Source organism: Mesorhizobium sp. M0983, assembly GCF_040318975.1.
GTDB lineage: Bacteria > Pseudomonadota > Alphaproteobacteria > Rhizobiales > Rhizobiaceae > Mesorhizobium.
The window spans coordinates 43373-65232 of the sequence record NZ_JAMYNH010000011.1 but is presented as its reverse complement, the minus strand read 5'-3'; the positions used below and the strand labels follow the sequence as shown (position 1 = coordinate 65232).

Genomic DNA, 21860 nt, shown 5'->3' with positions numbered 1-21860 from the left:
GCTCAGACAAAGCCGAGCAGATGCAGCGCCAGCCATATCCAGCCAAGTGCGAGAACGACCGCGCCCACGTAGAATGCCCTGCTGCGCAGGATTAGCCGATTGCTGGTCAAGTGGACCGATGCGTGAAGATAGCGTGAGACGACAAATATCCACATCAGCGCCAAGGTCAGATAATTGACGCCATTGGTCACGTGCAGCGTCAGGCATAAGACGTAGAAAAGCACCGGCAGTTCGAACTGGTTGCTCAGATTGTTGGCGACGGTGATGCTGGAACCAGGCTCCGTTGAGCGCGTCTTGAACTGGCCGGTCTTGGCTTCGCCCGATCTGACCGCACCATGGCGGCGCCGGCCCATTACGACATAGACGATATAGACCAGCAGCACCTGCGCCAGCATCGGCCAGAAGATCGCGGTCTGGTTCAAGACGCCCCCTGTCGTTGTCACCCAGCCTTCAAGGCCGTTTCTGAGCCATCAGAATGAAAGCCGCAATGACGATCACCGGCACCGCCAGAAGCGCGAATTTGGTGACGATCAGCGCTGAGGCAAAGGATAGCGAATCCGGATTGGCAGACAGGAAATCGGACAAAAGACGAGCCACGGCGATGTTCTGGGCATAGTCGGCGAGCGTGTAGGGCAGCACCAGCACAGCTGCGAATATCGACTGGGTTTGCGCAGGCAGTGCACGGAAATTCTTCAGCCGCCGGCCCGTTGCCAGGATCAGGCTGACCATCGTCAGCGACAGCAGCGCCGGAAACAGCAGGTCGAAGGTCAGGTAATGCCAGACGAGAATGATCTCGCTGCCACGCCGGCCGAGCGCCGTCAGCCAGGCCATGCCCTCATCCGGGGTGAAACCGGCATAGCGCATGTCGAGCGACGGAAGTCCGCCGCTCAATTGGCGAAAATAGAGGAACTCCATCGCCGTCATGATGATGAAAACCGCCACGGTGGCGAAACAGAGTGCGGCGGCGTGGCGCGACAGCCGCAGGATCATCGCCGCCAGATTGCGCCAAGGCGCATGGCGATCATGCTCCGCCAGGATAATTCGGGCTTTCGCGGGTAATCGTGACGTCATGGGCGTGGCTTTCACGAAGTCCGGCATTGGATATCCGCACAAAAGTGGCGCGCTCGCGGAAATCGGCAAGGTCGCGGCCACCGACATAACCCATAGCGGCTTTCAGGCCGCCCGCAAGCTGGTGCAGCACGCCAGACACAGGTCCTTTGTACGGCACCTGCCCTTCGATGCCTTCCGGGACCAGTTTCAGCGTGTCGCGCACCTCGGCCTGGAAGTAGCGATCGGCGGAGCCGCGTGCCATGGCACCGACCGAGCCCATGCCGCGATAGGCTTTGAAGGAGCGGCCCTGGTGCAGATAGACCTCGCCCGGGCTCTCGTCGGTGCCGGCCAGCAACGAACCGATCATCGCCGCGCTGGCGCCGGCGGCCAGCGCCTTGGCGAGATCGCCCGAATATTTGATGCCGCCATCGGCAATGACCGAGACGCCCGATTTCTGCGCCGTCTCGACCGCCGACATGATCGCCGAGAGCTGCGGCACGCCGACGCCGGCGACGATGCGGGTGGTGCAGATGGAGCCCGGCCCGATGCCGACCTTGACCGCGTCGGCGCCGGCATCGATCAGCGCCAGCGTGCCTTCCGCTGTGGCGACGTTGCCGGCCAGGATGCGAACCGAGTTGGAAAGCTTCTTGGCCCGCGTCACCGCATCCAGGACGCGCTGCGAATGACCGTGCGCGGTGTCGATCACCAGAAGGTCGACGCCGGCGTCGATGAGGCGCTCGGCCCGCTCGAAACCATCATCGCCGACGCTGGTGGCGGCGGCGGCGCGCAAGCGTCCCTGCGCATCCTTGGTGGCGTGCGGGTTGAGCTGCGACTTCTCGATGTCCTTGACCGTGATCAGCCCGACGCAATTGCCGTCCCGATCGACCACAACCAGCTTCTCGATGCGGTGCTGATGGAGCAGCCGCTTGGCCTCGTCCTGATCGACGTTCTCCTTGACGGTGATCAGGTTCTCGCGGGTCATCAGCTCATAGACCTTCTGCGCCGGGTCCGAGGCGAAGCGGACGTCGCGGTTGGTCAGGATGCCGACCAGCCGGCCGACCGTGTGGCCGCCGGTGCCGCCGTTCTCGACCACCGGAATGCCCGAAATGCTGTAGGTGCGCATCAGACCCAGCGCATCGGCGAGCGTCGCCTCGGGACCGATGGTGACGGGGTTGACCACCATGCCGGATTCGAATTTCTTCACCTGCCGCACCTGCTCGGCCTGTTCGGCCGGCGAGAAATTGCGGTGGATGACGCCGATGCCGCCGGCCTGGGCCATGGCGATGGCAAGCCGCGCCTCGGTGACCGTGTCCATGGCGGCCGACAGGATCGGCACGTTGAGGTCGATGTCGCTGGCGATGCGGGTGCGGATGTCGGTCTCGCCAGGCATGACCTCGGAATGACCCGGCTGCAGCAGCACGTCGTCAAAGGTCAGCGCCAATGCGCCGGTGGACGTCTCGATGATTTTTGCCATGGCCAGCCCTCGGAATGCAGGAAAGGCGCTCGCCCTGGATGGACAGCGCCGACTCGTCTTCTTCCCTTTCAGGATTGGCGCTGGCTCGTAACACGTCCCGTCGCCGTTGAAAAGCCGATGGTTGTATAGTGGCGACGATGCATTTTGCCCCAGGTGCTGCGCACGACTTGCGGTCGCACAAACGTGACAGCAAATTAATGCGACATCCGGGCCAAGGCGTGATAACCGCCCTACGTGTCGGTTTGGCCCCAAGGCCGGCAAGCAATAGCGACGCACATTTCAAGGCCGGATCCATCGTGAACCGCACCATTCCGCTTATTCTGGCGGTCGCTCTATTCATGGAAAACATGGATTCGACCGTCATTGCGACATCGTTGCCGGCGATCGCCATCGACATCCACACCAGCCCGATCGCGCTCAAGCTGGCGCTGACCGCCTATCTGGTATCCCTGGCGATCTTCATTCCGATCAGCGGCTGGATGGCCGACCGCTTCGGCGCCAAGAATGTCTTCCGCGCCGCGATCGCCGTGTTCATCATCGGTTCGGTCGCCTGCGCCATGTCCAATTCGTTGCCGGCTTTCGTGGTCTCACGCTTCCTGCAAGGCATTGGCGGCGCCATGATGACGCCGGTCGGACGCCTGGTGCTGGTACGCGCCACGCCGAAAAGCGAACTCGTCGCCGCCATGTCGTGGCTGACCGTCCCGGCTCTGGTCGGCCCCCTGGTCGGTCCACCGGTCGGCGGCTTCATCACAACCTATTTCACCTGGCACTGGATTTTTCTGATCAATGTACCGATCGGGCTGATCGGGATCTGGCTGGCCACGCGTTTCCTGCCGAAGACCGACGCCGCGCAGACGCCGCCGCTCGATTTCATTGGTTTCGTGCTGAGCGGGCTGGCGGCATCGGGCATTGTGTTCGGCCTGTCGGTGGTCAGCCTGCCGGCCCTGCCGCCGGCTGCCGGCTTTATCACCGTTGCCGTCGGGCTGGCATCGGCGGTGCTTTATCTGCTGCACGCGCGCCACGCCAAGAATCCGCTGCTGGCGCTCGAGCTGTTTCGCAATCGGGTGTTCCGCTCATCGGTGCTCGGCGGCGGACTGTTCCGCATCGGCATTGGTGCCGTACCTTTTCTTTTGCCGCTGATGTTCCAGATCGGTTTCGGGCTGACGCCGTTCCAGTCCGGCATGATCACCTTCGTCTCGGCAATCGGCGCCATAGGCATGAAATTCGTCACTGCCCTGATCTTCAGGGTCGCGGGGTTCCGCCGTGTGCTGATTTCAGGCTCGCTCGTCGCGGCCGCGTCCATCGCCGTCAACGGCCTGTTCACACCCGACACACCCTATGGGCTGATCCTCGCCATGCTGCTCGCCGGGGGCTTCATCCGTTCGATGTTCTTCACCGGCATCAACGCGCTTGCCTATGCCGAGATTTCAGCAGCCGACACCAGCAAGGCGACGCCGATCACCGCGGTGTTCCAGCAGTTGGCAATCGCGCTCGGTGTGGCGCTGGCCGGCGGCATCCTGGAAGTGTCGACCAAGATCCATGGCGGCCCACTGACGCTGAGCGACTTCCACACCGCCTTCTTCATCGTAGCGGCGATGTCGGCGGCAGCCTCGCTGTCGTTCATGCGGCTGGCGCCGGACGCCGGCAATGCCGTGTCGGGACATGGCCGACTGACACCGCCGAAGACGCTGGAGCCGGTGAGCCCGCCGGGGAGTTGACCTTTGCTCGTACTTACGGACGCCGGAGGCGCCCCCCTCTGTCCTGCCGGACATCTCCCCCACGTGGGGGGAGATCGGACGTGACATCGGCTTTCGCCAATATTCAACGTTGCAGGATTAGACAGCGCGCCGAAGCTGCCAATCTCCCCCCTCGTGGGGGAGATGTCCGGCAGGACAGAGGGGGGCGCGAAGGATCGCTACAGAGCGATTTTCACGCCGCGCCGTTTCCGCCTTTAAAATCCTTCGCCAACAAATACAGCTCCACCGACTCATCGCGCGAGGCCGGCGGCTTGACGTGATGGACCGAGCGGAAATTCCGCTTCAGCCTCGCCAGCAATTCGTTTTCGGCGCCGCCCTGAAAGGTCTTGGCGAGGAAGTGGCCGCCCGGCTTCAGTACCGACAGCGCGAAATCGGCCGCCACCTCGCAAAGATGCATGGTGCGGATGTGGTCGGTCCGCTTGTGGCCGGTGGTGGGTGCGGCCATGTCGGAGAGCACGATGTCGGGCTGGCCGCCCAGCGCCTCGGCCAGCTTCTGCGGCGCCTGAGGATCGAGGAAATCCATCAGCAGCACCGGCGCGCCCGGCACCGCGTCCATCTCCAAATAGTCGATGCCGACGACGTTCGGGTGTTCCGCGGTAGATTTCGTACGTGCGGCGGCGACCTGGCACCAGCCGCCGGGTGCCGCACCAAGGTCGATCACCTTCATGCCTGGCTTGAGCAAATGGTGCTTGTCGTCGATCTCGATCAGCTTGTAGGCCGCGCGCGAGCGATAGCCGTCGGCCTTCGAGCGCTGGACATACGGATCGTTGATATGGCGCTGCAACCAGCGGCGCGACGATTCCTTCAAGCCGCTTTTCTTCTTGATCTTCGTCTTCAGCACGCGAATGCTGGCCGAACTCGGCTTTTCCGGTTTCTTCGTCATTGCCGGCCACGCCCACTGTTTCGCCAGACGCCGTCATCGGCCATCAATTCGCTCAATATGCCCTCGCGCAGGCCGCGGTCGGCGACACGCAGCCGCTCCGACGGCCAGACGGCACGTATCGCCTCCAATATGGCGCAGCCGGCCAGAACCAGGTCGGCGCGGTCGGCGCCGATGCAAGGATTGGCGACGCGTTGCTGGAAATCCCAGCCGACCAGCTTTTCGACCATGCGATCAACGCTGTCGCGGTCCATCCACAGCCCGTCGACGCGGCGGCGGTCGTAGCGTTCAAGATCGAGATGGACGCCGGCCAGCGTCGTCACCGTGCCCGAGGTGCCTAGCAAATGGAATTTCGGGCTGGAGAGGAGGTGGCTCAGCCGGTCGCGCCCGTCGAAGGCGCGCAGCCGCATTGCAACATCCTCGACCATGGCGCCAAAGATCTCGCGCGTTACCGTGCGGCCGCCAAAACGCTCGGCCAGCGAGACGACACCGACCGGCAGCGAGGTCCACGAGACGATATGGTTGGCAAGCCTTGGCGAGCGATGGCCGGTGAGGTCGATCAGCGCGATTTCGGACGAGCCGCCGCCGATATCGAACAGCACGACGCCTTGCGTGTCGCGCTCGACCAGCGAGCCGCAGCCCGACACCGCCAGCCGCGCCTCGGTCTGGCGGTCGATGATCTCGAGCTTCAGGCCGGCCTCGCGCTCGACGCGCTCGAGGAACTCGACGCCGTTGGCGGCGGTGCGGCAGGCCTCGGTGGCGATCAGCCTGGCCTTCCTGACCTTGCGGTTGCGCAATTTGTCACCGCAGATCTTCAGCGCCTCGACCGCGCGGTCCATTGCAGCGTCGCCGAGCCGGCCGTTGGCGGTAAGGCCTTCGCCCAGCCTGACGATGCGCGAGAAGGCATCGATGACGCGGAACTGGCCATGACGCGTCGGCACCGCGACCAGCAGACGGCAATTGTTGGTGCCGAGATCGAGCGCGGCAAACACCGGCAACTCCTGCAGCGGTGGTGGCGTGCGGGCACCTTGCCCCGGCCTTGGCGACGTTGCCGGGGCTGAGGGCGGAGGCGCGTAAGCCGCTGGCTGGGGCGGGTGCGCGGCCGGGGTCTCGTTGGCGGCAGACACCGAAGCGCCGGTCGCCAGCGGACGAGCCTCGTCGCGTGCGAAAACCTTGCGCCCGCGCCGGCGCTTGCGCCGCTTCTTGGGTTTGCCGTTCTGATGCGGGCCTTTTTGGTCCTGGCCCTTTTGGTGCTGGGACGTGTCGCCACCCTGTCCATTGCCGGACCGGGGCTGCACCTGACGGCCGTAGCGTCCGGTGGATGGGCTTGCCTGGCCGGACGGCGTCGGCGAACCCCTGGACACGCCCACTTCCGGCGCACCAGCGCCGGCTTCGTGGTCTTCCACTGTGGTTCCTTCCGGCGCCGCGCGAACCGGAGACCGGACGCAGCAGGCGCATTTACATGTTCAAGTTGCCGCCAGACTATCAGCGCCGGGCCGGATCACCAAGAGTGCTCGTGGCGAATTTTGCCGGCGGCATTGTCTCGCCCGTGCCCTCGGCCCGATGATGGCGCGCCTTCACGGTTGAATAGCCGGCTTCAATGAGGCATTTCTGAAATGAACCATTCGGGAGCGCGGGCGGTTTTCCTGCTGCGAACCGAAAAACGGGTACGGGCTGCAACGCATGATCATCAGGCAATGAACTGGAGCCGCTATTTCTGGCCCGTCATCGGCATCGCCGCGGTGGTGTTCTCGCTGTGGCTCTTGCTGCACGAATTGCGCGGCATCTCGCTCGACGACGTCTGGGACGGCATCGTCGCCATCCCGGCTCGCGGCTGGGTGCTGGCGGCGCTGAGCTCGGTCATCGCCTATGCCTCGCTCGCCGGCTACGACCACATCGCGCTGCTGCACATCGGCAAGAAAGTCTCGTGGCTGTTCGTCACCTTCTGCTCGTTCACCACTTACGCGCTGTCGCACAATATCGGCGGCTCGGTATTTTCCGGTGCGGTGATCCGCTACCGCGCCTACGGCACCAGGGGCCTGACCGGCCAGGATGTCGGCGTTCTGGTGGCGATCTGCTGGATCACCTTCGTGCTGTCGACGCTGTTCGTCTCAGGCATCGTCCTGCTGCTCGAGCCCGAGGTGATCGACCGTTTTTCCGGCATACCGCATCACCGGCTGTCGCAAGCAGCAGGGCTCGCCATGCTGCTCGTAGTGGCGGCCTATGTCTTCGGCAGCTGGCTGCATCTGAGGCCGCTCAGGATCGGCAGCTTTCAGCTGCATTACCCGGCGCTGCCGATCGTGGCGCGGCAATTGCTGGTCGGCCCGATCGAGCTGCTGGCGGCGGCGGCGATCATCTTCTTCGCCCTGCCCGCCACCGGCAATCCCGGCTATTTCATCGTGCTCGGCGTGTTCCTGGTGTCGTTCTCGATCGCGCAGATCTCGCATGCGCCGGGCGGGCTCGGGGTGTTCGAGGTGGTGTTCCTGGCAGGCTTGTCGCATATGGACCAGGTCGGCGTGCTGGCGGCGCTGCTGGTGTTCCGGCTGTTCTACCTGATCATCCCGCTGCTGATCGCGCTGGGCGTGGTGCTGTTCTTCGAGCACTCGCAATACAGCCGCAGCGAGAGTTGAAGCGCCGGAAGCCGACGATTGAACCCAGACACAGGGTTGACTATTTTCCGGCGGCGGCTACAAGGCACGCGCGGCGACATCGCCGCCCTGCCCACGCGGTTTTCTCCAACCGCGCCTGCTGGGGAATAGGTTAACGGTAGACCCACGGACTCTGACTCCGTTAGTCCTGGTTCGAATCCAGGTTCCCCAGCCAGTTGATTCCCTTTCAATAACATAGACACGATTTTGCCCGACACTTGTGTAGGGCGATGCTTGCGTCTGCGGTGATCTTGCGCGATGCTTCCCTTTGCCTGGGGAGGGCTGGGGATGAAATATAGAAAGTTGGCCGTTTTTGCGGCTGCATTTGCGCTTGCCGGCTGTCAATATAAAGCCGAGCCAATGCCAATCGCCGCTTATAACGTTTATTCGAGCTACGGCGAAAAGCTCCCTGGAAAATATCTGCTGTTTATAGACTCCGCCGCGCTAAATAGATCGATCAAGCCTTCGGATCTAAATTGCGCCGCTCACAGTTACCCGATCGATATGCGAAGCGGTTTCTCCGGATCTGTCCGCAAGACGCTGGAATCCCTCGTCACAGAACTCGAGATCGTGGATCAGCCAGTCGATGCCGCTGGCCTCGCGGAGCGTAAGAGCCGTGGGATGATTATGGTCAAAGGCGAAGAGATGAATGCCCGACTGCGGGTTGTACCAGGTTTTTGGTCTGCCGGCATAGAAACCGATGTTGACTTGGTTGCTTCGATAACTGTTGACGGTCGAAAAGGTCGATTGCTCGGTTCAACTGTGGAAGGTCAGGGAAATGCACAAGGCGATGCAGGTGTCCTCTGCGAGGGCGGCGCTAAATCGCTAACCGATTCCGCGGAAAAGGCACTGAAACAAGCGGTGGGCCGCCTCGGCGAAGCCCTGACCAATTCGGAACGGGTTCGTAACGGCGTTTGAAGGAAAATAGATGCGCTCGCTTGCATCTGTTCCCCGGAATACCGCTGATCAACGAAGCCTTGCCCGCGTTCCCGGTCTGCCGCATCCCCCAGCACCGTACGGGCGAGCCAAAGTGTTTTCACGTCCGAAGACTATGTGTTCCACAAGAACTGCTCATAGAATATTGCCGCGTCGCCGATGTCGCGGTTTTTCGATACACCCGTGGGCCGAGAGTATCGCCGGGCAAATCGGCAAAGCCGTGAGAACCCGGAAAACGAGGCACGCGGCGAAAGAAATGGTGCACCGTCACCGTAATTCCTAAAACCTCTCGGGCAACCCTTCTACTCCCCGACAATGGACGTCGGCGGGCGTGCCGAGGTTATCGCATCGGCATGACGAAGGACGATCCTCCACGTGCCTTCCTCGCGCCGGAATATGGTAGTGACTCGAAGCGCAATCGGCACCAGTTTGTTGCCACCGCCGACCTTGGATTGGAACCGCTCGACCTCGATGATGTATCCCAAGTCGGCTGTCGCATACTCCGAGATGCGCTCAAAGCCGACGGCCTTGCCGTGCCGGTAATTGGTGGCGGCCCGTTCCATGGTCTCAGCGGCCTTTCTCCATCCCTTCGCCGGCGGGCCAAAGGGATTGGCAATAATGACGTCGTCCTGTCGCGAGTAGAGGTTTTTCAAGGGCTCAGGATCGCCCTTTACGAAGGCGTCCAGAGCCAGATGATCCTGCTCGATAAATTTCGTCAGGTCCGAGGCTAACATCTTAACATCGCCACATGACTACAAAGAGAACTCTATCAAGCGCTTCATCAGCCCTTCGCCTAGGCGTTCGGGCTGGTATCCGGAGTATAGATCAGAATTGCGGTGAGTGCACTTTTTACAATGTCGCCCCGCCGCATGGTGCACCTTGCCGGCGTTCCCGATCTGCCGCATCCCCAGCACCGTGCGGGCGAGCCAAAGTGTTTTCACGTCCGGAGACTATGTGTTCCACGAGAACTGCTCATCGAGGATTGCCGCGTCGCCGACGTCGCGGTTTTCGACGCACCCGTGGGCCGAGCATCGCCGGGCAAATCGGCAAAGCCGTGAAACCGGGAAAACGAGGCAGGCGGCGAAAAGAAAATGGTGCACTGTCACCGTAATCCCGGCGGCTACAAGGCACGCGCGGCGACATCGTCGCCCTGCCGCGTGGTTTTCAACAGCCGCGCCTGCTGGGGAATAGGTTAACGGTAGACCCACGGACTCTGACTCCGTTAGTCCTGGTCCGAATCCAGGTTCCCCAGCCACTTGATTGCGAAGAATCAATGATTTCCAAAAAAGCTTTGCGCTTCGTCCGCAGTGTTTGAGCACAATTAGGGAACGGCTACGGCCCCCGGGGAAAAAACAGCTCTTTAAATCGGCTCTGGCGCTCCGACGGCTGATCGTATGAACGAAGTAGATAGATCCAAAATTATTGCTTTAGCTTCAACGTTCCCCGCATACCAGCACGGTGTATCACGCACCAAAAATCGACTGGGTCCGTAAAGCCGTTCAGTACCTCCAGCCGCATTTTCCCCTTGAATTGAACGCCGAATTGACTCGCAGCCCCGCAATCTGTTTCATGGAGAACCGCGTTTGATCCTTCACCTTGACCGCAGGCCCAGACAAGATCCTTAGCCTCGGTGGAAGTTCCATCCTTAGTTCTTATTGTGAGGAATCCGTGGGGGATTGGCCCGTCAATCTGGATTTCGACGATATCTCCTATCTTGAGATCATCGACGATGAGTGGTGTGGTCGTCGTCGAAGCCTGTCCGTTGTAGGTCCACGCAACTTTCTTAGTCGCAACAACATGGGTATCAGCTGCAAAGCTTGCACCCCCAGTTACGACAATCGCGCCCAATGCCAGGCCAAAAACTAAAGAACTTGCCACAGACGTTCTCATTTCACTTCCTCCCTTGTTCGAAGCTTTGCTATTGCGCCATTGCTCCCACCGTTGGCTCCCACACTTCAATGGGAGCCATCAGCCCGCCGTCCTCGTGCTTGAGGATATGGCAGTGAAAAACAAACCTTCCGATCTGCTGCGTGGCATCGAAGCTCATCATGATAAAAACCGTGCTGAAGGCCGGCAGAGGAATGGTATCATGCCAGAGAGGTGTCGCGCCGGGATCGGCAGGATCAGTCTCCTTTTCCTCATAGAATTTGATATTAGGCTGCATACATTCTTCAAGCGTTTTTTCTCCGCAGGTATCCGATGGCGTCGGCGGCTCAATGTGATAAATATCTACAAGTTCTTTTCGCGCTGCCAATCGAAATTTAATCTGATGAATGTGAAAATTGTGTAAGGTGGCTGTTGCGTTATTAAGCACCCACAATTGTTTGTGACTCCCATCATGACTTCCGTGATCTATGAAGATGCAGACATGCCTCTTTTTCCAATCAACGGTTCCATCCGCTTTCACATAATCTTCAAACGGAACAGCTATTTCAGCTTTCTTTTGCAGATCATAACCTACAGTCGTTTTGCTGGGATCATCGGGCTCGTAGTTCGCCTCATCCTGCAATTTTGGTCCGACCTTGGGGCGCACGATTTGCGTTAGAATGCTCCAATCCGTTTTCATACCGGTAGATGTCTCCCCCCCGGGAATGAAGGTCACCCGGCGGTATTCGTGGAAGGTCGGATCCAAATCCCGGACGCAGCCATCCGGTAGCTCCGCTCGTTCGGCAACAGGCGGCTGGACCTGAATGAGATTTGGGAAAGCCTCGACGGAAGCGTTCAATGCAACTCTAATAGGACTTGCAGCGGTGTTCGGCTCTAACACAATCCTTGCAAGCTGGATCGCGGGCCACTTGTCTGTTCCCGCATCTAGTCCCCGCGTACTAAGAATGTAATTTTGAGGCTTATCATGCGATTTCTCGTCATTCCGGATGTAGATCTCGGCGCGAGAAGCAGGCATCAACAATAGGTTACCATAATTATTTGCTTCGATAGGTTTCTCTTTCTGTTCAGGCAGGACAGGTCTTGCTGGGACCACACCATCGAGACCCAGTATTGTCAGTGGCAAAACCGTTCCGTCGGCCTCGTTGCGCAGCTCAAGCCAGTAGCCCACATTCGCGCTGAGATTACCCAATCGAAGCAGAAGGTTTTTCCCTCCTTCCAACGTAACCGTTGGAAAACGTTGCCCGTTCAGGGTGAATAGCCAAGCCGAGTTTTGGTCGAGTTGACAGAAGCCGGTTCGAATTGACAAGTCATCCGTATCCAGTTTGCCCTTCTTCCAAACTCCGCACTTGGTACCCGGGGCCTTCGTCGGTGGAAAATCGCGTTCAGCGGGCGCCCATTCAGCCGTCGCGTTACCATCGGCTTCCTCTGGAAGCTTGCTGATTTTCTGCAGTGGAATGTCCCGAAGGAGAGCGTATCGGACATTCGTCTCACGCCTCAGATCGGTCGTGTCCTTGGCCACGTCGTTCAGGCATTTGGAAGGATTAAGAAGATCCGTCCGGCAGCCTGCCTTCACGTTGGCAGTGGCTTCGCCGACCGAAAGCAAGCCCGACATGCCGCCCATGACTTGGTCGGATGAAATTCCGTGCATGTGAGAGTGGTACCAGCCAAGACCTGAGGGGTGAGGAATATATCCCTTACCTTCCAGGACTCGCGCATCGAGCTTCCCCTCACCTGGTATTGGGACAACGAGGTCGAAGCTGTTTGGGCTTCCCTCGGCGTCTCGACCGGCCTTCAAATGGACGTAGACGTTGTCGCCGTTTCCCAATTCTGCAGGGTTAGGCCTCGTATTGTTGGGCGATACAATTCCACCATGAAAATAGTGAAGGTTGGTCGGGTTTTCGTCCGCGTCTTCGTGTGCCATTCCGTCATGCGCACGAGGGTCAAGTAGGTTTTCGAGATGCGCAGCGACAGTGTCGCCTGGCATAGCCTCGATGACCGGTGTCAGGTAGTTGCCGTTGTAATTTTCAGTGATGACCTTATAGCCGCCGACCTCGATCTCATAGGTCTCAGCCGTGAGATTCACCTTCACCTCGTTGTGGCCATCGGCCAGAGTTTTGGCGAAACATTTGCCGTTGAGTGCCGGCTGACCCGCCGTCGCCACTGAGCAAATTGGTGGCTGCACGAGTTCGGACGAGTGGTCGGCGGCTACCGCAGCTCGCAAAATCAAACCTGTGCCAATGCCCAAGCCTAAAGCCCTTCCGATCAACCTCCGCTTTGATTCTTTCATCATCTTGGGTATCTTCCCATTGGCGTTCGTTACGACAGTGCAGGCCGTTTATTCCTTCATTTCGCGCTGCTTCTGGGTCCGCACCAGCAGGGACATCTGGGTAGAGGTCGACATCTATCATCGACGACCAGAGCGCCCTCTACGCATCCTTGCCGAAGGCATCAAATCCGCCTGATGCGCTCACTGGGAGGTACCGCTCGAAAATCGCTGAAGAAACTCTTTCAATACTTCTTCGCGCGCAGGAAGGAGCACCAGCTTAAGCGTATCCGAAATGGCAAATCGCGATTTCGGCCCGTCCGGCGCGTCGGCAGGTGCGCGTCCATTCGGCCCAGTTGGGACGCCTCGGGACGCCCGATTTTTCGCACATATGAGAAAAAACCTCCGAGACCATATGCGGCTCGCTCGTTGGGATCAATCGAGCCGAGGTCACCACGCGACCATCTTCGATACCGAGCAGGTAAGTCGCCGCGTCGATATCGAATTGGTCTAGCTCGCGACCGTCCGGGCTCGGAGGGCGCCAATGTTTCTGGTGCACGAAGAAGTCGTGCCGCCGGCGCAGAAACTCGTCGAATTCGTTTTCGTAGAGATGCTTGTTATGCGCATTGACTACGTGGGCCGTTATCATTGGCGCGATCCCCGGTCGTTCTCAAAGGGATACTCGCAGTCGCGCTAATATACGTCACCTGTCCGATGGGACAGTTGACGCGATTAGGGATGGATCAGGCGCCGGCGCACCGCCTCGACGACCGCTTGCGTGAGGAACAGGGCCGCATTTGGATGAACTTAAGTCTTAAACAGACAAATGCCGATCGCGAAGAAACTCTGATTATCTCAATTCCAGGCGACGAATGGAAAAGAGTTCTCATTGCGGCATATGCCTTCTCTGCACCAACACCCCTACACTTATTGCGGTTCTATACATAAGTTCCATATGCATGCGGTCTGATTTAAGGCAACAAGTCGACTGTCAAAATCTCGATCGCTGACTCGATTGGAGCCTCATTCCCGTCTGACCGGACAACAGCAACGATGGCGGCGTAAGGTGGGGTGACGGAGCGCCACCCATCTGCCAATGAAAGATACACCTCGGTTGTTTCCCCCACGCGCAAAGGTTTGAAGAAGGCTGATCCGGCTGCGTTCGGCGGAACTATATCCACGGTCATCCCAGCAATTGGGAGTTTTACATCGGATAGCCCTGCTTGAATCAACAAGCTTTCCCGAGGATCGACCTTAAGCGGACATAGCGTGATCTTTATAATGATTGTCCTAGAGGTTAAGATATTGGCATCGATATGTTCAAGCGGAAAGACCACGGCGTGGCGCGCCGTGGCGACGTTCGGTCTCGATAAGTTACTGTCTGTCACAGCGGCTCGACAACCCGGACCAACGGCCGCGAGTGGGTTGCTGGCCGCGTCAGTTTCAATAGACATTAACAGAACCGCACTCGTGATAAGAGCCGCGATACCAGGAAAGCGCTCGGTAACCTTGGAGTTCACACACGCCTCGAGTTTGTCCACGCGCCATCATGGCGCTTACGACAAAAATGTACAATCCCGACCGAATTGCGATCAAGCCGACAGGATTGTAATCCCGCCGAAGTCAACATTGGTGTCTGCCGGCACGTCACCGGCAACCGGAACAACCATTAGCTGAGCCTTGAAGCCATTACCGGCGAGCCGGCCCTGACCTGCTAGCGTTCGAATGGTTTCTGAAAGGTCTATGTATACGTTTTCGCCGTGCGCAGCATGAGCTCCGCCTGGGCCGAAGAAGCTGAAGACCCCCGCGCAATGCAAATCGTCCGACGGCGTTTCTGGAGACAAGTACGGACAATTTACAAATACGCCCACCACAACATCTCGATTGTGAGGAGCCACAACGCCTTCTATGCGCGCTATAATCCGGCTTGGTTCTACGGCCTTTAGCGGTACGCCCATTGCCTCTGGCGCCCGGAAAACACGAACACCCGAAAGCGTCTTGATGAGGTCCGATACTTCGACGGTAACTGCCTTTTCGATGTTCACCCTCGCCGCCCCCCCTGAAGCGCCTTTTCCGATAGGCGTTGGGGACGTCAAGTCTAACTTTGAAAATAGCGAACCGCCGCCAGCGTCGAAGTTATGCAGCTCGAGTTTCGCCGAAATATCGGCGATGACCGAAGGTTCTAGTGTGTCATAGACGTAGTCGAACGATCCAAGTGAAATCGCCCCGGTCGATGTAGCATCGGTGACCGGCTTGCCTTCCGAATCGAAGAAGCTGTCGGTGTACGAGCTACTTGGGTCGGAAGATACATTGCCAGCCGCCTGCCATTCAGCCCAAAAGCGATCAACATTGCAATGATGTAGCCAGAACACTGGGTCTAGCGGTGACATGCCGTCACCCATATGTCCTTTCGCATTATTGAACGACCCGACCGCAACATGAGTATTGTTATGCGGCTGTCTTTCGAGAAGGCCGGTGAATATCTCAAACTCGGTCTGGGTTCGAATACTATCGAGCGTATTTTTCTTAAAAGAATTTGAGAACCTGGGAATCGAAACCATCGTCTGGTCCCTTGCGATCCCACGAGTACCAATAGTGGTTACTGTGTCCGGCCCCCAATTGTCTGATTGTTCGTTCGATAGGTCTCCCCAATGTGCGACATCCAATTGGGTGACGTCGAAGAACGAATCGGGGACTTTGCTGTTGCTTTCCTGCCAGTCCCAATAGGCCAACGCAAAATCGGGCTTACCGATCAACTTGCCGCAAATCTGCTCAAAGAACGAAAGGTACCAACGGTGCCAATGAGTGAAATCGACCACCTGATGGGTACAGTGACGTATATGGATCAAAGCTTGATTTCTCCAGTTTCGCTGGTCGCTGGTGGGCAGGCCGTGCATAGCCTCAAGGGCTTGCGCGTAATCGGAAAAGAAAGGATCGCTGGCCGCCATAGTGGATGCATTGCGGCGAACGCGCGGCGCTGCCGACCAAGCCGCACGGTGACGAAGGATGGCAGGCGCAGCCACGCTCATAGCGGCGGCCGCTAACAAGTTGCGACGTGTGATCATCATTTTTCTCCACCTTTGACGCCAAGTATTCGATAGAATATTGCGTGGCAGGACAATTCAGGTGCTGCCTCCAACTCGCCACTTCTCGGTTATGGACTCACTGCTTGACGGCTATGAAAGAAGCAGCATATCCAGCTGGTGCACCGTTATGCGGCTTTGCTCTCAAAACACTGCCCACGAGCGCCGGGACTTGGGCAACGCCGTTTGGCCACGAGTGAGCCAAATAGCCGAAATAGTCGTATTCCCAATTCTCAGTCTGAGTGCCTGGCCGCCCTGTTCCAACGATCTGCACAGTCAAAGGCCCGGCTGGTCCACCAGGCTCGATGGTCCCCTGAAGATCCAACCCGCCGCCTTGCCAATCTAGCGCGCCAGTCAATAAACTATCGGCACCGACGTTAAACGTAAAAGTGGCTTCGGCAAAAAAAATCGACAAAGCGGTTTTGTCATCATCTGTAACAAGGGCGGGATTATTATGAAAACTTCGATACGTCCACTTGCCACTTAGCTCTTGGCCGAAATTCTCAGCCGCCAGAGCTGGAGTTTCGCTAATTTCAAAATAATTTATGGCAAGTAGCATCGTTGCCAAAAAACCAAATATTGATGCTCGGTGCAGGCAGACACGCATTCTATGTTCCTCTTATTTACACAACGGCCCGCAGGTGTCTTTTTTCAGCAAACGGCAGCTGCTTTCCGCGACGAACCAACAGCGAATGATCAATCCCAAGTATCTTCCTAACACTCGCCAGCGCCGCCTCGTTCACTTCGATATACGCGACGATGTACCATTCGCCGTTTTCTTCCCTGGCCATGCCCATCGGCTCGGCACGCCATTTGAGCGCGCCGTGGTGCGGCATGAAGTAGGTTTCCTGGACGCCGCCGACGGCGCTGAGGCCCTCGTCGAGTGCGTATTCCATCACCGCGCAGCACAGCTGCGTCAGCGTACCCCTCAGTCCGGCAGTTCGCTTGTCGGGAACGACGAATGTGCGGGTCCATTCGGCCCAATCGGGACGTCTTGGGACGCCCGATTTTTCGCACATGTGAGAAAAAACCTCCGAGACCATGTGCGGCTCGCTCGTTGGGATCAATCGAGCCGAAGTCACTACGCGATCGTCTTCAATGCCCAGCAGGTATGTCGCCGCGTCTGTATCGAATTGATCCAGTTCGCGACCATCCGGGCTCGGAGGGCGCCAGCGTTTTTGATGCACGAAGAAATCGTGCCGCCGGCGCAGAAACTCGTCGAATTCGTTTTCGTAGAGATGCTTGTTATGCGCGTTGACTACGTGGGCCGTTATCATGGCGCGATCCCCCGATCGTTCTCAAAGGGATACTCGCAGTCGCGCTAATATACGTCACCTGTCCGATGGGACAGTTGACGCGTTCAGGGATGGATCAGGCGCCGGCGCACCGCTTCGACGACCGCTTGCGTGGTCGTGGCAACCCCAAACGCTTCCCTGGCTCGTGTGGAGTGCCATTTGACCGTGCGCTCGGTCAGACCAAGGATTTGGGATGTTTCCGACGAGGTCTTGCCGGCCGCGGCCCAGAGCAGCACCTCTTTCTCGCGGTCGGTCAGGACGCCTTCATCGTCATCATTATCATCTGCCAAGGCCTGGATCGACATGCCGGCATAGACCGCCATGGTCACCAGTTGCACTTGATGGCGTGGCGAGAGATTGCAGGACTTCGCGGAAGAGGCGAACGACAGCACGGACTGCCAATGGTGAATGCTGAGCATCGGCACAGCGAAGCCGCTACAGATGCCGAACTCCGTCGCCTCGCCGGCGACACGTCTTGAACCTTCCGTATCCGACCACTTTGCCGGAACTTCGGACCAAAGGAACGGCTTCAGGGTCTTTGCCGAGTAGATGCAAACACCATCGACCGCGGCATGCTCGGCCTCGACATAGCGTTCAAACCAGCCGGCCGGCCAGCCATTCAGTTCAACCATCGGTGCAAGTTTCTGGCCACTGAGCGGAACCCCGCTCAGGATAAGGTGCTCGAAGCCGAGATTCCTCACCGTATCGAGAAGGTCGCTCAGCAGCGGCCCGGTAGCTGTGTGTTTCCTGCAGCGTTCGACAAAGTCGAACACGTCTGAATCGATCATCACAGAGACCCCCGTCTCCACGCCCGAAAACAAAGTTTAACTCAAATTAGCGACTTCGAATACTCCCAATAAGTGTGTCCGCCATGCAGGACGCGTGGACCAAAATCAGCTAAATCAGCCGGATTGTGATCAGCAACACAGGACCAGAAAGCATGACTCCAGCATTGCCGAAACGAAACGAGCCGTTCCGGGCCGGCGAAACCGCGTTGCTGCTGGTCGACATGCAGCGGGTCTGGCTGGAGCCCGGCGCCGATCCGGCGCATCCGGAGCGCGGTCCCGATCACTATTTCTACCGGCAGACGGCGTCGCAGACGATCCCCAACCAGGAGCGCCTGCTGTCGGCGGCGCGGGCCAATGGCGTCGAGGTGATCCATACCATCATCCAGAGCCTGACCGAAGACGGCCGCGACTGCTCGCTCGACCACAAGCTGACGCCGATACACATTGCGCCGAGCCGGCCCGAGGGCCTGCCGGTGCCGCCGCTGGCGCCGGTCGGCGACGAGATCATGCTGCCGAAGACATCGTCGGGCGTCTTCAACTCGACCAACATCGACTATGTCCTGAAAAACCTCGGCGTGCGTTACCTGATCGTCGCCGGCATTATGACCGACCAGTGCGTCGACATGGCGGTGCGCGATGCCGCCGATCGCGGCTACCTCGTCACCTGCGTATCGGACGCTTGCGCCGCCGCCTCGCAGGAGCGCCATGATGGCGCGCTCGAGGCGTTCGGCGGCTATTGCTGGATCGCCGACACCGCCATCATTACTGCCCGTTTCGAAGCCTTGGGAAAAGCTACATGACATCGACCGTCGAACCGCTCGTTGCCGTCGTCACCACCGACCTTTCGGCGATCACGCGCGGCCGCTCCGTCGTCGAAAGCAAGCTGCAGAAGATCGCCGCGACCGGCGTCGGCTGGCTGCAGGCCAATCTGTCGCTGACACCGTTCAACTCCATCGTCGACCCCAATCCGTGGGGTTCGTCCGGCGATGTGCGTCTCATTCCCGATCTCAACGCGCGGTTTCGCACGGCGCTGACCGGATCGGCGACGCCCTTCGATATGGTCGCCGCCAACATCGTCGAACTCGACGGCAGCCCGTGGGTTGGCTGCACGCGGACCATGCTGAGCGATGCGCTGGCGGAGTTGAAGGCGGCGACCGGGCTTTCCGTCATCGCCGCGTTCGAGCATGAATTCCATATCGAGGGCGACTTTGGGCCGGCTCATTCGATGTCGTTGGCCGCATTGCGCCGCGCCGATCCGTTTGCCGCCAATCTGATGGCGGCGCTGGCGGAAGCCGGCGTCGCACCGGAAGTAGTGATCGCCGAATTCGGCACCGACCAATTCGAGGTGACATGCGAGCCAGCCGATGCGCTCGCCGCGGCCGATCGGGCGGTCGCCATCCGCGAGATCGCGCGCGAAGTCGCGCGATGTGCCGGCTGGCGGACGAGCTTCGCGCCCAAGATCGCGCCGGATGCCGTCGGCAACGGCGTCCATATCCATTTCAGCTTCGTCGACGCGGCCGGCAAGCCGGCGACCTACGATCCGGCACAGCCGGGCGGCCTTTCCAGCCCGGCCGCTTCGTTCTGCGCCGGCGTGCTGCGCCACCTGCCCGCGATCACCGCCATGACGGCGGCGAGCGTGTCGTCCTACTACCGGCTGAAGCCGCACAGCTGGAGCTCGTCCTACACCTGGCTTGCCGACCGCGACCGCGAGGCGAGCCTGCGCATCTGCCCGACGGTGACCATCGGCGGGCGCGATCCGGCGCGGCAGTACAACATTGAATACCGGGCAGCCGACGCAACCGGCAATCCCTATTTGTCGCTGGCGACGATCGTGCGCGCCGGGCTGGAGGGGCTGAAAGCCAAGCTGCCGGCGCCGCCGCTGGTCACCGGCGACCCGACGCAGATGAGCGCCGCCGAACGCAAGAAGCTTGGCCTCGTGCGGCTGCCGGAAACGCTGCCGGCGGCGCTCGACGCGCTGCTCGCCGACAAGACCGTGACAGGATGGTTCGCGCCGGTGTTCGTCGAGACTTTTGTCGGCCTCAAGCGGCATGAGACCGAGCGCCTTGCCGGGCTTGATCCAGTGGCGGTCTGCGACCTCTACCGGACGCTCTATTGATGGCTGCGCCGGTTGCCAACGCCATCCTACCGGAAGGTTGGCCACCCGCGGTCGAAGCAATCAACGAAACGGGGCGTTCCGATATCGTCCTGATATGCGAGCACGCGTCCAATCATATTCCGGCCGAGTATGCGCGGCTCGGTCTCGACAGCAGCCATTTGCAGCGCCATATCGCCTGGGATATCGGCGCCGCCGAACTCACCCGCGCTCTGTCGAAGCTGCTCGATGCTCCGACTTTCCTCAGCTCCTATTCGCGGCTTTTGATCGATCTCAACCGGCCGCTTGGTTCCAGCGGCAGTATTCCGGTGCTGTCGGAAGACACCGGCATCCCCGGCAATGTCGGCCTCGATCCGGAGGAGCGAAGCCGGCGTGCCCAAATCATGTTCGCGCCGTTTCATGACCGCGTGGCCGCCCATCTCGATGACCGGGCGAAGCAGGGCAGACCGACGCGGATCGCGACGATCCACTCCTTCACGCCGGTCTTTCTCGGCATTGCGCGGCCCTGGCACGCCGGCGTGCTTTACGACCTGGCAATCGAGTTCGGCCAGGCAGTGCTTGCCGGCCTGGGCGCCGGCAGCGGGCTCAACGTCGCGGCAAACGAGCCTTACGTGATCAGCCGCGAGGGCGACTACGCCATACCGGTCCATGGCGACGATCGCGGCATTCCCGCCGTCCTCGTCGAGATCAGGCAGGATTTGCTGGCGGGCCGCTCCGGCATCGAGGAATGGGCGCACCGCCTGGCAGCAGCGTTGCCGGCACAGACAAAGGCGTTGTGACCGAGCTCGGCTGCTCGGCCGCAACGCAAGATGCCAGCCGGTGAAAAGCCTCCACCGTCCTCAGGAGAAGATTTGCGACAGTTCTTCGACGCTGGTGCCTTCCTTGACCTGCCGCAGCTCGACATAGCTGACCGCCGTGGCGACCGACAGCACCATCGACAGCACGGTCGACACCAAGGCTGCCGCCACATCGGCAATGATCCCGCCAAACATGACGATGACTGCCAGCATCACCCACTGAATGACCATCGCGATGACCATCAGGATCAGGAAAAGGCCAAATAGCGGCCAGCGGTTGCCCTTGGTCAGGACACGGCTGCGCGACATCGAACCGAACACGCCAAGCCGCTCCTGGATCAGAACCGGCACCGCCACGCACCATCCGAGCCACAAGATGATGCCGGGAACCAGCAAAGCTATCGACGCCAGGCCCGCACCCAGGCCGACGAGCAGGCCAATACCAAGGGTCGGCAGCAAATTGCGGATGGCTATCTGAATGCAGTCGCCAAAGGTCGGCCGCTTGCCGTTCAAGTCCTCGATCGTTGCCCGCACCAGCGCCGACTGGAGCAGCAGCGCGAAAACGAAGGATAGCAATCCCGCAATAACCGTAATCCATGAATTCTGAAACATCATCGAGGGATCGGCCGCGGCGCCGGGGTCGCCCTGCAGAACCGCATCTAGTTGCGGTTGGCTCCACAGCCGAAGAATAATCGCCGGCAAGCCTGAAAACAGCAGCGCGAGCCCAAGGCATAAGCCGATGTTGCGGCCGATCACGGCGAAGCTGTTGTTGAACACTCTGCCGATCTCGAATTTCTCAGGCCGTTCCAGTGTCGTTGAAGCCATGATTCCCCCCGTGTTTCGCCGTAACAGTATCACGGCGCCCTAATAGCAATTCTGCCAAGATTAA

The 21860-nt window shown here is 59.7% G+C and carries 21 protein-coding genes and 2 tRNA genes; 8 read left to right on the top strand and 15 right to left on the bottom strand.

What is annotated here, in order from left to right:
• Window positions 1–2 precede the first annotated feature (2 nt).
• Genes NKH71_RS20455 through guaB form a run of 3 tightly spaced genes read right to left on the bottom strand, consistent with a single transcriptional unit; the run spans window position 3 to window position 2524 of the window.
• Window positions 3–422, bottom strand: coding sequence for an MAPEG family protein (locus tag NKH71_RS20455; protein ID WP_352587814.1), 420 nt, complete (start codon window positions 420–422; stop codon window positions 3–5).
• Between the two features lie 28 nt (window positions 423–450).
• Entirely contained in the window at window positions 451–990 is a 540-nt protein-coding gene (locus tag NKH71_RS20450; protein ID WP_352587946.1) for a hypothetical protein, read from the bottom strand.
• Between the two features lie 31 nt (window positions 991–1021).
• Window positions 1022–2524 carry an IMP dehydrogenase gene (guaB, locus tag NKH71_RS20445; RefSeq protein ID WP_023717238.1) on the bottom strand — a complete coding sequence of 501 codons (1503 nt, stop codon included), beginning with the start codon at window positions 2522–2524 and terminating at the stop codon, window positions 1022–1024.
• Window positions 2525–2820: 296 nt separating this feature from the next.
• On the opposite strand from guaB, the gene NKH71_RS20440 reads away from it, so the two are divergent.
• Window positions 2821–4242 (top strand): MFS transporter, encoded by a 1422-nt coding sequence (locus tag NKH71_RS20440; RefSeq protein WP_023717237.1) that lies wholly within the window; start codon window positions 2821–2823, stop codon window positions 4240–4242.
• Window positions 4243–4453: 211 nt separating this feature from the next.
• On the opposite strand, the gene NKH71_RS20435 is transcribed toward NKH71_RS20440, so the two are convergent.
• Together NKH71_RS20435 and NKH71_RS20430 are read right to left on the bottom strand one after the other, a co-directional pair.
• Window positions 4454–5164, bottom strand: a complete 711-nt coding sequence (locus NKH71_RS20435; protein ID WP_023717236.1) for an RlmE family RNA methyltransferase — start codon at window positions 5162–5164, stop codon at window positions 4454–4456.
• The gene (locus NKH71_RS20430; protein ID WP_352789631.1) at window positions 5161–6567 is read right to left on the bottom strand and encodes a Ppx/GppA phosphatase family protein; all 1407 of its coding nucleotides are present in this window, start codon (window positions 6565–6567) and stop codon (window positions 5161–5163) included. The genes NKH71_RS20435 and NKH71_RS20430 overlap by 4 nt, the downstream gene beginning before the upstream one ends.
• A gap of 291 nt (window positions 6568–6858) precedes the next feature.
• Here NKH71_RS20430 and NKH71_RS20425 point away from each other — a divergent pair, with 291 nt between their 5' ends.
• From NKH71_RS20425 to NKH71_RS20415, 3 genes are all read left to right on the top strand, one after another.
• Window positions 6859–7791: a putative bifunctional lysylphosphatidylglycerol flippase/synthetase gene (locus tag NKH71_RS20425; protein ID WP_352789688.1), complete on the top strand. Its 933-nt coding sequence runs from the start codon at window positions 6859–6861 to the stop codon at window positions 7789–7791.
• Between the two features lie 119 nt (window positions 7792–7910).
• A tRNA-Gln gene (locus NKH71_RS20420) sits at window positions 7911–7984 on the top strand.
• 113 nt (window positions 7985–8097) lie between these two features.
• On the top strand, window positions 8098–8727 hold the full coding sequence (locus NKH71_RS20415; protein WP_352501487.1) for a hypothetical protein: 630 nt from the start codon (window positions 8098–8100) through the stop codon (window positions 8725–8727).
• Between the two features lie 320 nt (window positions 8728–9047).
• Here the strand turns inward: NKH71_RS20415 and NKH71_RS20410 are convergent, their stop codons facing one another.
• Window positions 9048–9479, bottom strand: a complete 432-nt coding sequence (locus NKH71_RS20410; RefSeq protein WP_352789634.1) for a YybH family protein — start codon at window positions 9477–9479, stop codon at window positions 9048–9050.
• Window positions 9480–9926: 447 nt separating this feature from the next.
• Here NKH71_RS20410 and NKH71_RS20405 point away from each other — a divergent pair.
• A tRNA-Gln gene (locus tag NKH71_RS20405) sits at window positions 9927–10000 on the top strand.
• Window positions 10001–10164: 164 nt separating this feature from the next.
• Here the strand turns inward: NKH71_RS20405 and NKH71_RS20400 are convergent.
• The 8 genes from NKH71_RS20400 to NKH71_RS20365 all read right to left on the bottom strand — a co-directional run bounded on the left by NKH71_RS20400 (window position 10165) and on the right by NKH71_RS20365 (window position 18061).
• A complete protein-coding gene (locus NKH71_RS20400) occupies window positions 10165–10635 on the bottom strand; it encodes a hypothetical protein (RefSeq protein ID WP_352789637.1) in 471 nt (156 codons plus the stop codon).
• Between the two features lie 28 nt (window positions 10636–10663).
• Window positions 10664–12922: a multicopper oxidase domain-containing protein gene (locus NKH71_RS20395; RefSeq protein ID WP_352789640.1), complete on the bottom strand. Its 2259-nt coding sequence runs from the start codon at window positions 12920–12922 to the stop codon at window positions 10664–10666.
• A gap of 253 nt (window positions 12923–13175) precedes the next feature.
• The gene (locus NKH71_RS20390; protein WP_352895303.1) at window positions 13176–13544 is read right to left on the bottom strand and encodes an acyl-homoserine-lactone synthase; all 369 of its coding nucleotides are present in this window, start codon (window positions 13542–13544) and stop codon (window positions 13176–13178) included.
• Window positions 13545–13866: 322 nt separating this feature from the next.
• Window positions 13867–14436 (bottom strand): hypothetical protein, encoded by a 570-nt coding sequence (locus tag NKH71_RS20385; RefSeq protein WP_352789645.1) that lies wholly within the window; start codon window positions 14434–14436, stop codon window positions 13867–13869.
• A 51-nt stretch (window positions 14437–14487) separates the two neighbouring features.
• Window positions 14488–15963, bottom strand: coding sequence for a tyrosinase family protein (locus NKH71_RS20380; protein ID WP_352789648.1), 1476 nt, complete (start codon window positions 15961–15963; stop codon window positions 14488–14490).
• Between the two features lie 94 nt (window positions 15964–16057).
• The gene (locus NKH71_RS20375; RefSeq protein WP_352789651.1) at window positions 16058–16585 is read right to left on the bottom strand and encodes a hypothetical protein; all 528 of its coding nucleotides are present in this window, start codon (window positions 16583–16585) and stop codon (window positions 16058–16060) included.
• Window positions 16586–16601: 16 nt separating this feature from the next.
• Complete coding sequence (locus tag NKH71_RS20370) at window positions 16602–17255, bottom strand: acyl-homoserine-lactone synthase (protein WP_352789654.1); 654 nt, start codon at window positions 17253–17255, stop codon at window positions 16602–16604.
• 83 nt (window positions 17256–17338) lie between these two features.
• Window positions 17339–18061 carry a LuxR family transcriptional regulator gene (locus NKH71_RS20365; RefSeq protein ID WP_352789657.1) on the bottom strand — a complete coding sequence of 241 codons (723 nt, stop codon included), beginning with the start codon at window positions 18059–18061 and terminating at the stop codon, window positions 17339–17341.
• Between the two features lie 152 nt (window positions 18062–18213).
• On the opposite strand from NKH71_RS20365, the gene NKH71_RS20360 reads away from it, so the two are divergent.
• The 3 genes from NKH71_RS20360 to NKH71_RS20350 are packed head-to-tail and all read left to right on the top strand — an operon-like array spanning window position 18214 to window position 20953.
• Window positions 18214–18861: a cysteine hydrolase family protein gene (locus NKH71_RS20360; protein ID WP_352789660.1), complete on the top strand. Its 648-nt coding sequence runs from the start codon at window positions 18214–18216 to the stop codon at window positions 18859–18861.
• Window positions 18858–20177 carry a type I glutamate--ammonia ligase gene (locus tag NKH71_RS20355; protein ID WP_352789662.1) on the top strand — a complete coding sequence of 440 codons (1320 nt, stop codon included), beginning with the start codon at window positions 18858–18860 and terminating at the stop codon, window positions 20175–20177. The genes NKH71_RS20360 and NKH71_RS20355 overlap by 4 nt, the downstream gene beginning before the upstream one ends.
• Window positions 20177–20953 carry an N-formylglutamate amidohydrolase gene (locus NKH71_RS20350; protein ID WP_352789665.1) on the top strand — a complete coding sequence of 259 codons (777 nt, stop codon included), beginning with the start codon at window positions 20177–20179 and terminating at the stop codon, window positions 20951–20953. Before NKH71_RS20355 ends, NKH71_RS20350 begins: the two co-directional genes overlap by 1 nt.
• Window positions 20954–21013: 60 nt before the next feature.
• Here the strand turns inward: NKH71_RS20350 and NKH71_RS20345 are convergent, their stop codons facing one another.
• Complete coding sequence (locus tag NKH71_RS20345) at window positions 21014–21796, bottom strand: hypothetical protein (RefSeq protein ID WP_023717223.1); 783 nt, start codon at window positions 21794–21796, stop codon at window positions 21014–21016.
• Window positions 21797–21860: the final 64 nt, after the last annotated feature.

Bases quoted from the DNA above. Each gene is read 5' to 3' on its own strand.
- NKH71_RS20350 (WP_352789665.1), top strand. From the start codon at position 20,177: ATGGCTGCGCCGGTTGCCAACGCCATCCTACCGGAAGGTTGGCCACCC.
- NKH71_RS20360 (WP_352789660.1), top strand. From the start codon at position 18,214: ATGACTCCAGCATTGCCGAAACGAAACGAGCCGTTCCGGGCCGGCGAA.
- NKH71_RS20410 (WP_352789634.1), bottom strand. From the start codon at position 9,479: ATGTTAGCCTCGGACCTGACGAAATTTATCGAGCAGGATCATCTGGCT.
- guaB (WP_023717238.1), bottom strand. From the start codon at position 2,524: ATGGCAAAAATCATCGAGACGTCCACCGGCGCATTGGCGCTGACCTTT.
- NKH71_RS20390 (WP_352895303.1), bottom strand. From the start codon at position 13,544: ATGATAACGGCCCACGTAGTCAATGCGCATAACAAGCATCTCTACGAA.
- NKH71_RS20355 (WP_352789662.1), top strand. From the start codon at position 18,858: ATGACATCGACCGTCGAACCGCTCGTTGCCGTCGTCACCACCGACCTT.
- NKH71_RS20365 (WP_352789657.1), bottom strand. From the start codon at position 18,061: ATGATCGATTCAGACGTGTTCGACTTTGTCGAACGCTGCAGGAAACAC.
- NKH71_RS20395 (WP_352789640.1), bottom strand. From the start codon at position 12,922: ATGATGAAAGAATCAAAGCGGAGGTTGATCGGAAGGGCTTTAGGCTTG.
- NKH71_RS20435 (WP_023717236.1), bottom strand. From the start codon at position 5,164: ATGACGAAGAAACCGGAAAAGCCGAGTTCGGCCAGCATTCGCGTGCTG.
- NKH71_RS20450 (WP_352587946.1), bottom strand. From the start codon at position 990: ATGATCCTGCGGCTGTCGCGCCACGCCGCCGCACTCTGTTTCGCCACC.
- NKH71_RS20425 (WP_352789688.1), top strand. From the start codon at position 6,859: ATGAACTGGAGCCGCTATTTCTGGCCCGTCATCGGCATCGCCGCGGTG.
- NKH71_RS20400 (WP_352789637.1), bottom strand. From the start codon at position 10,635: ATGAGAACGTCTGTGGCAAGTTCTTTAGTTTTTGGCCTGGCATTGGGC.
- NKH71_RS20370 (WP_352789654.1), bottom strand. From the start codon at position 17,255: ATGATAACGGCCCACGTAGTCAACGCGCATAACAAGCATCTCTACGAA.
- NKH71_RS20415 (WP_352501487.1), top strand. From the start codon at position 8,098: ATGAAATATAGAAAGTTGGCCGTTTTTGCGGCTGCATTTGCGCTTGCC.
- NKH71_RS20345 (WP_023717223.1), bottom strand. From the start codon at position 21,796: ATGGCTTCAACGACACTGGAACGGCCTGAGAAATTCGAGATCGGCAGA.
- NKH71_RS20380 (WP_352789648.1), bottom strand. From the start codon at position 15,963: ATGATGATCACACGTCGCAACTTGTTAGCGGCCGCCGCTATGAGCGTG.
- NKH71_RS20375 (WP_352789651.1), bottom strand. From the start codon at position 16,585: ATGCGTGTCTGCCTGCACCGAGCATCAATATTTGGTTTTTTGGCAACG.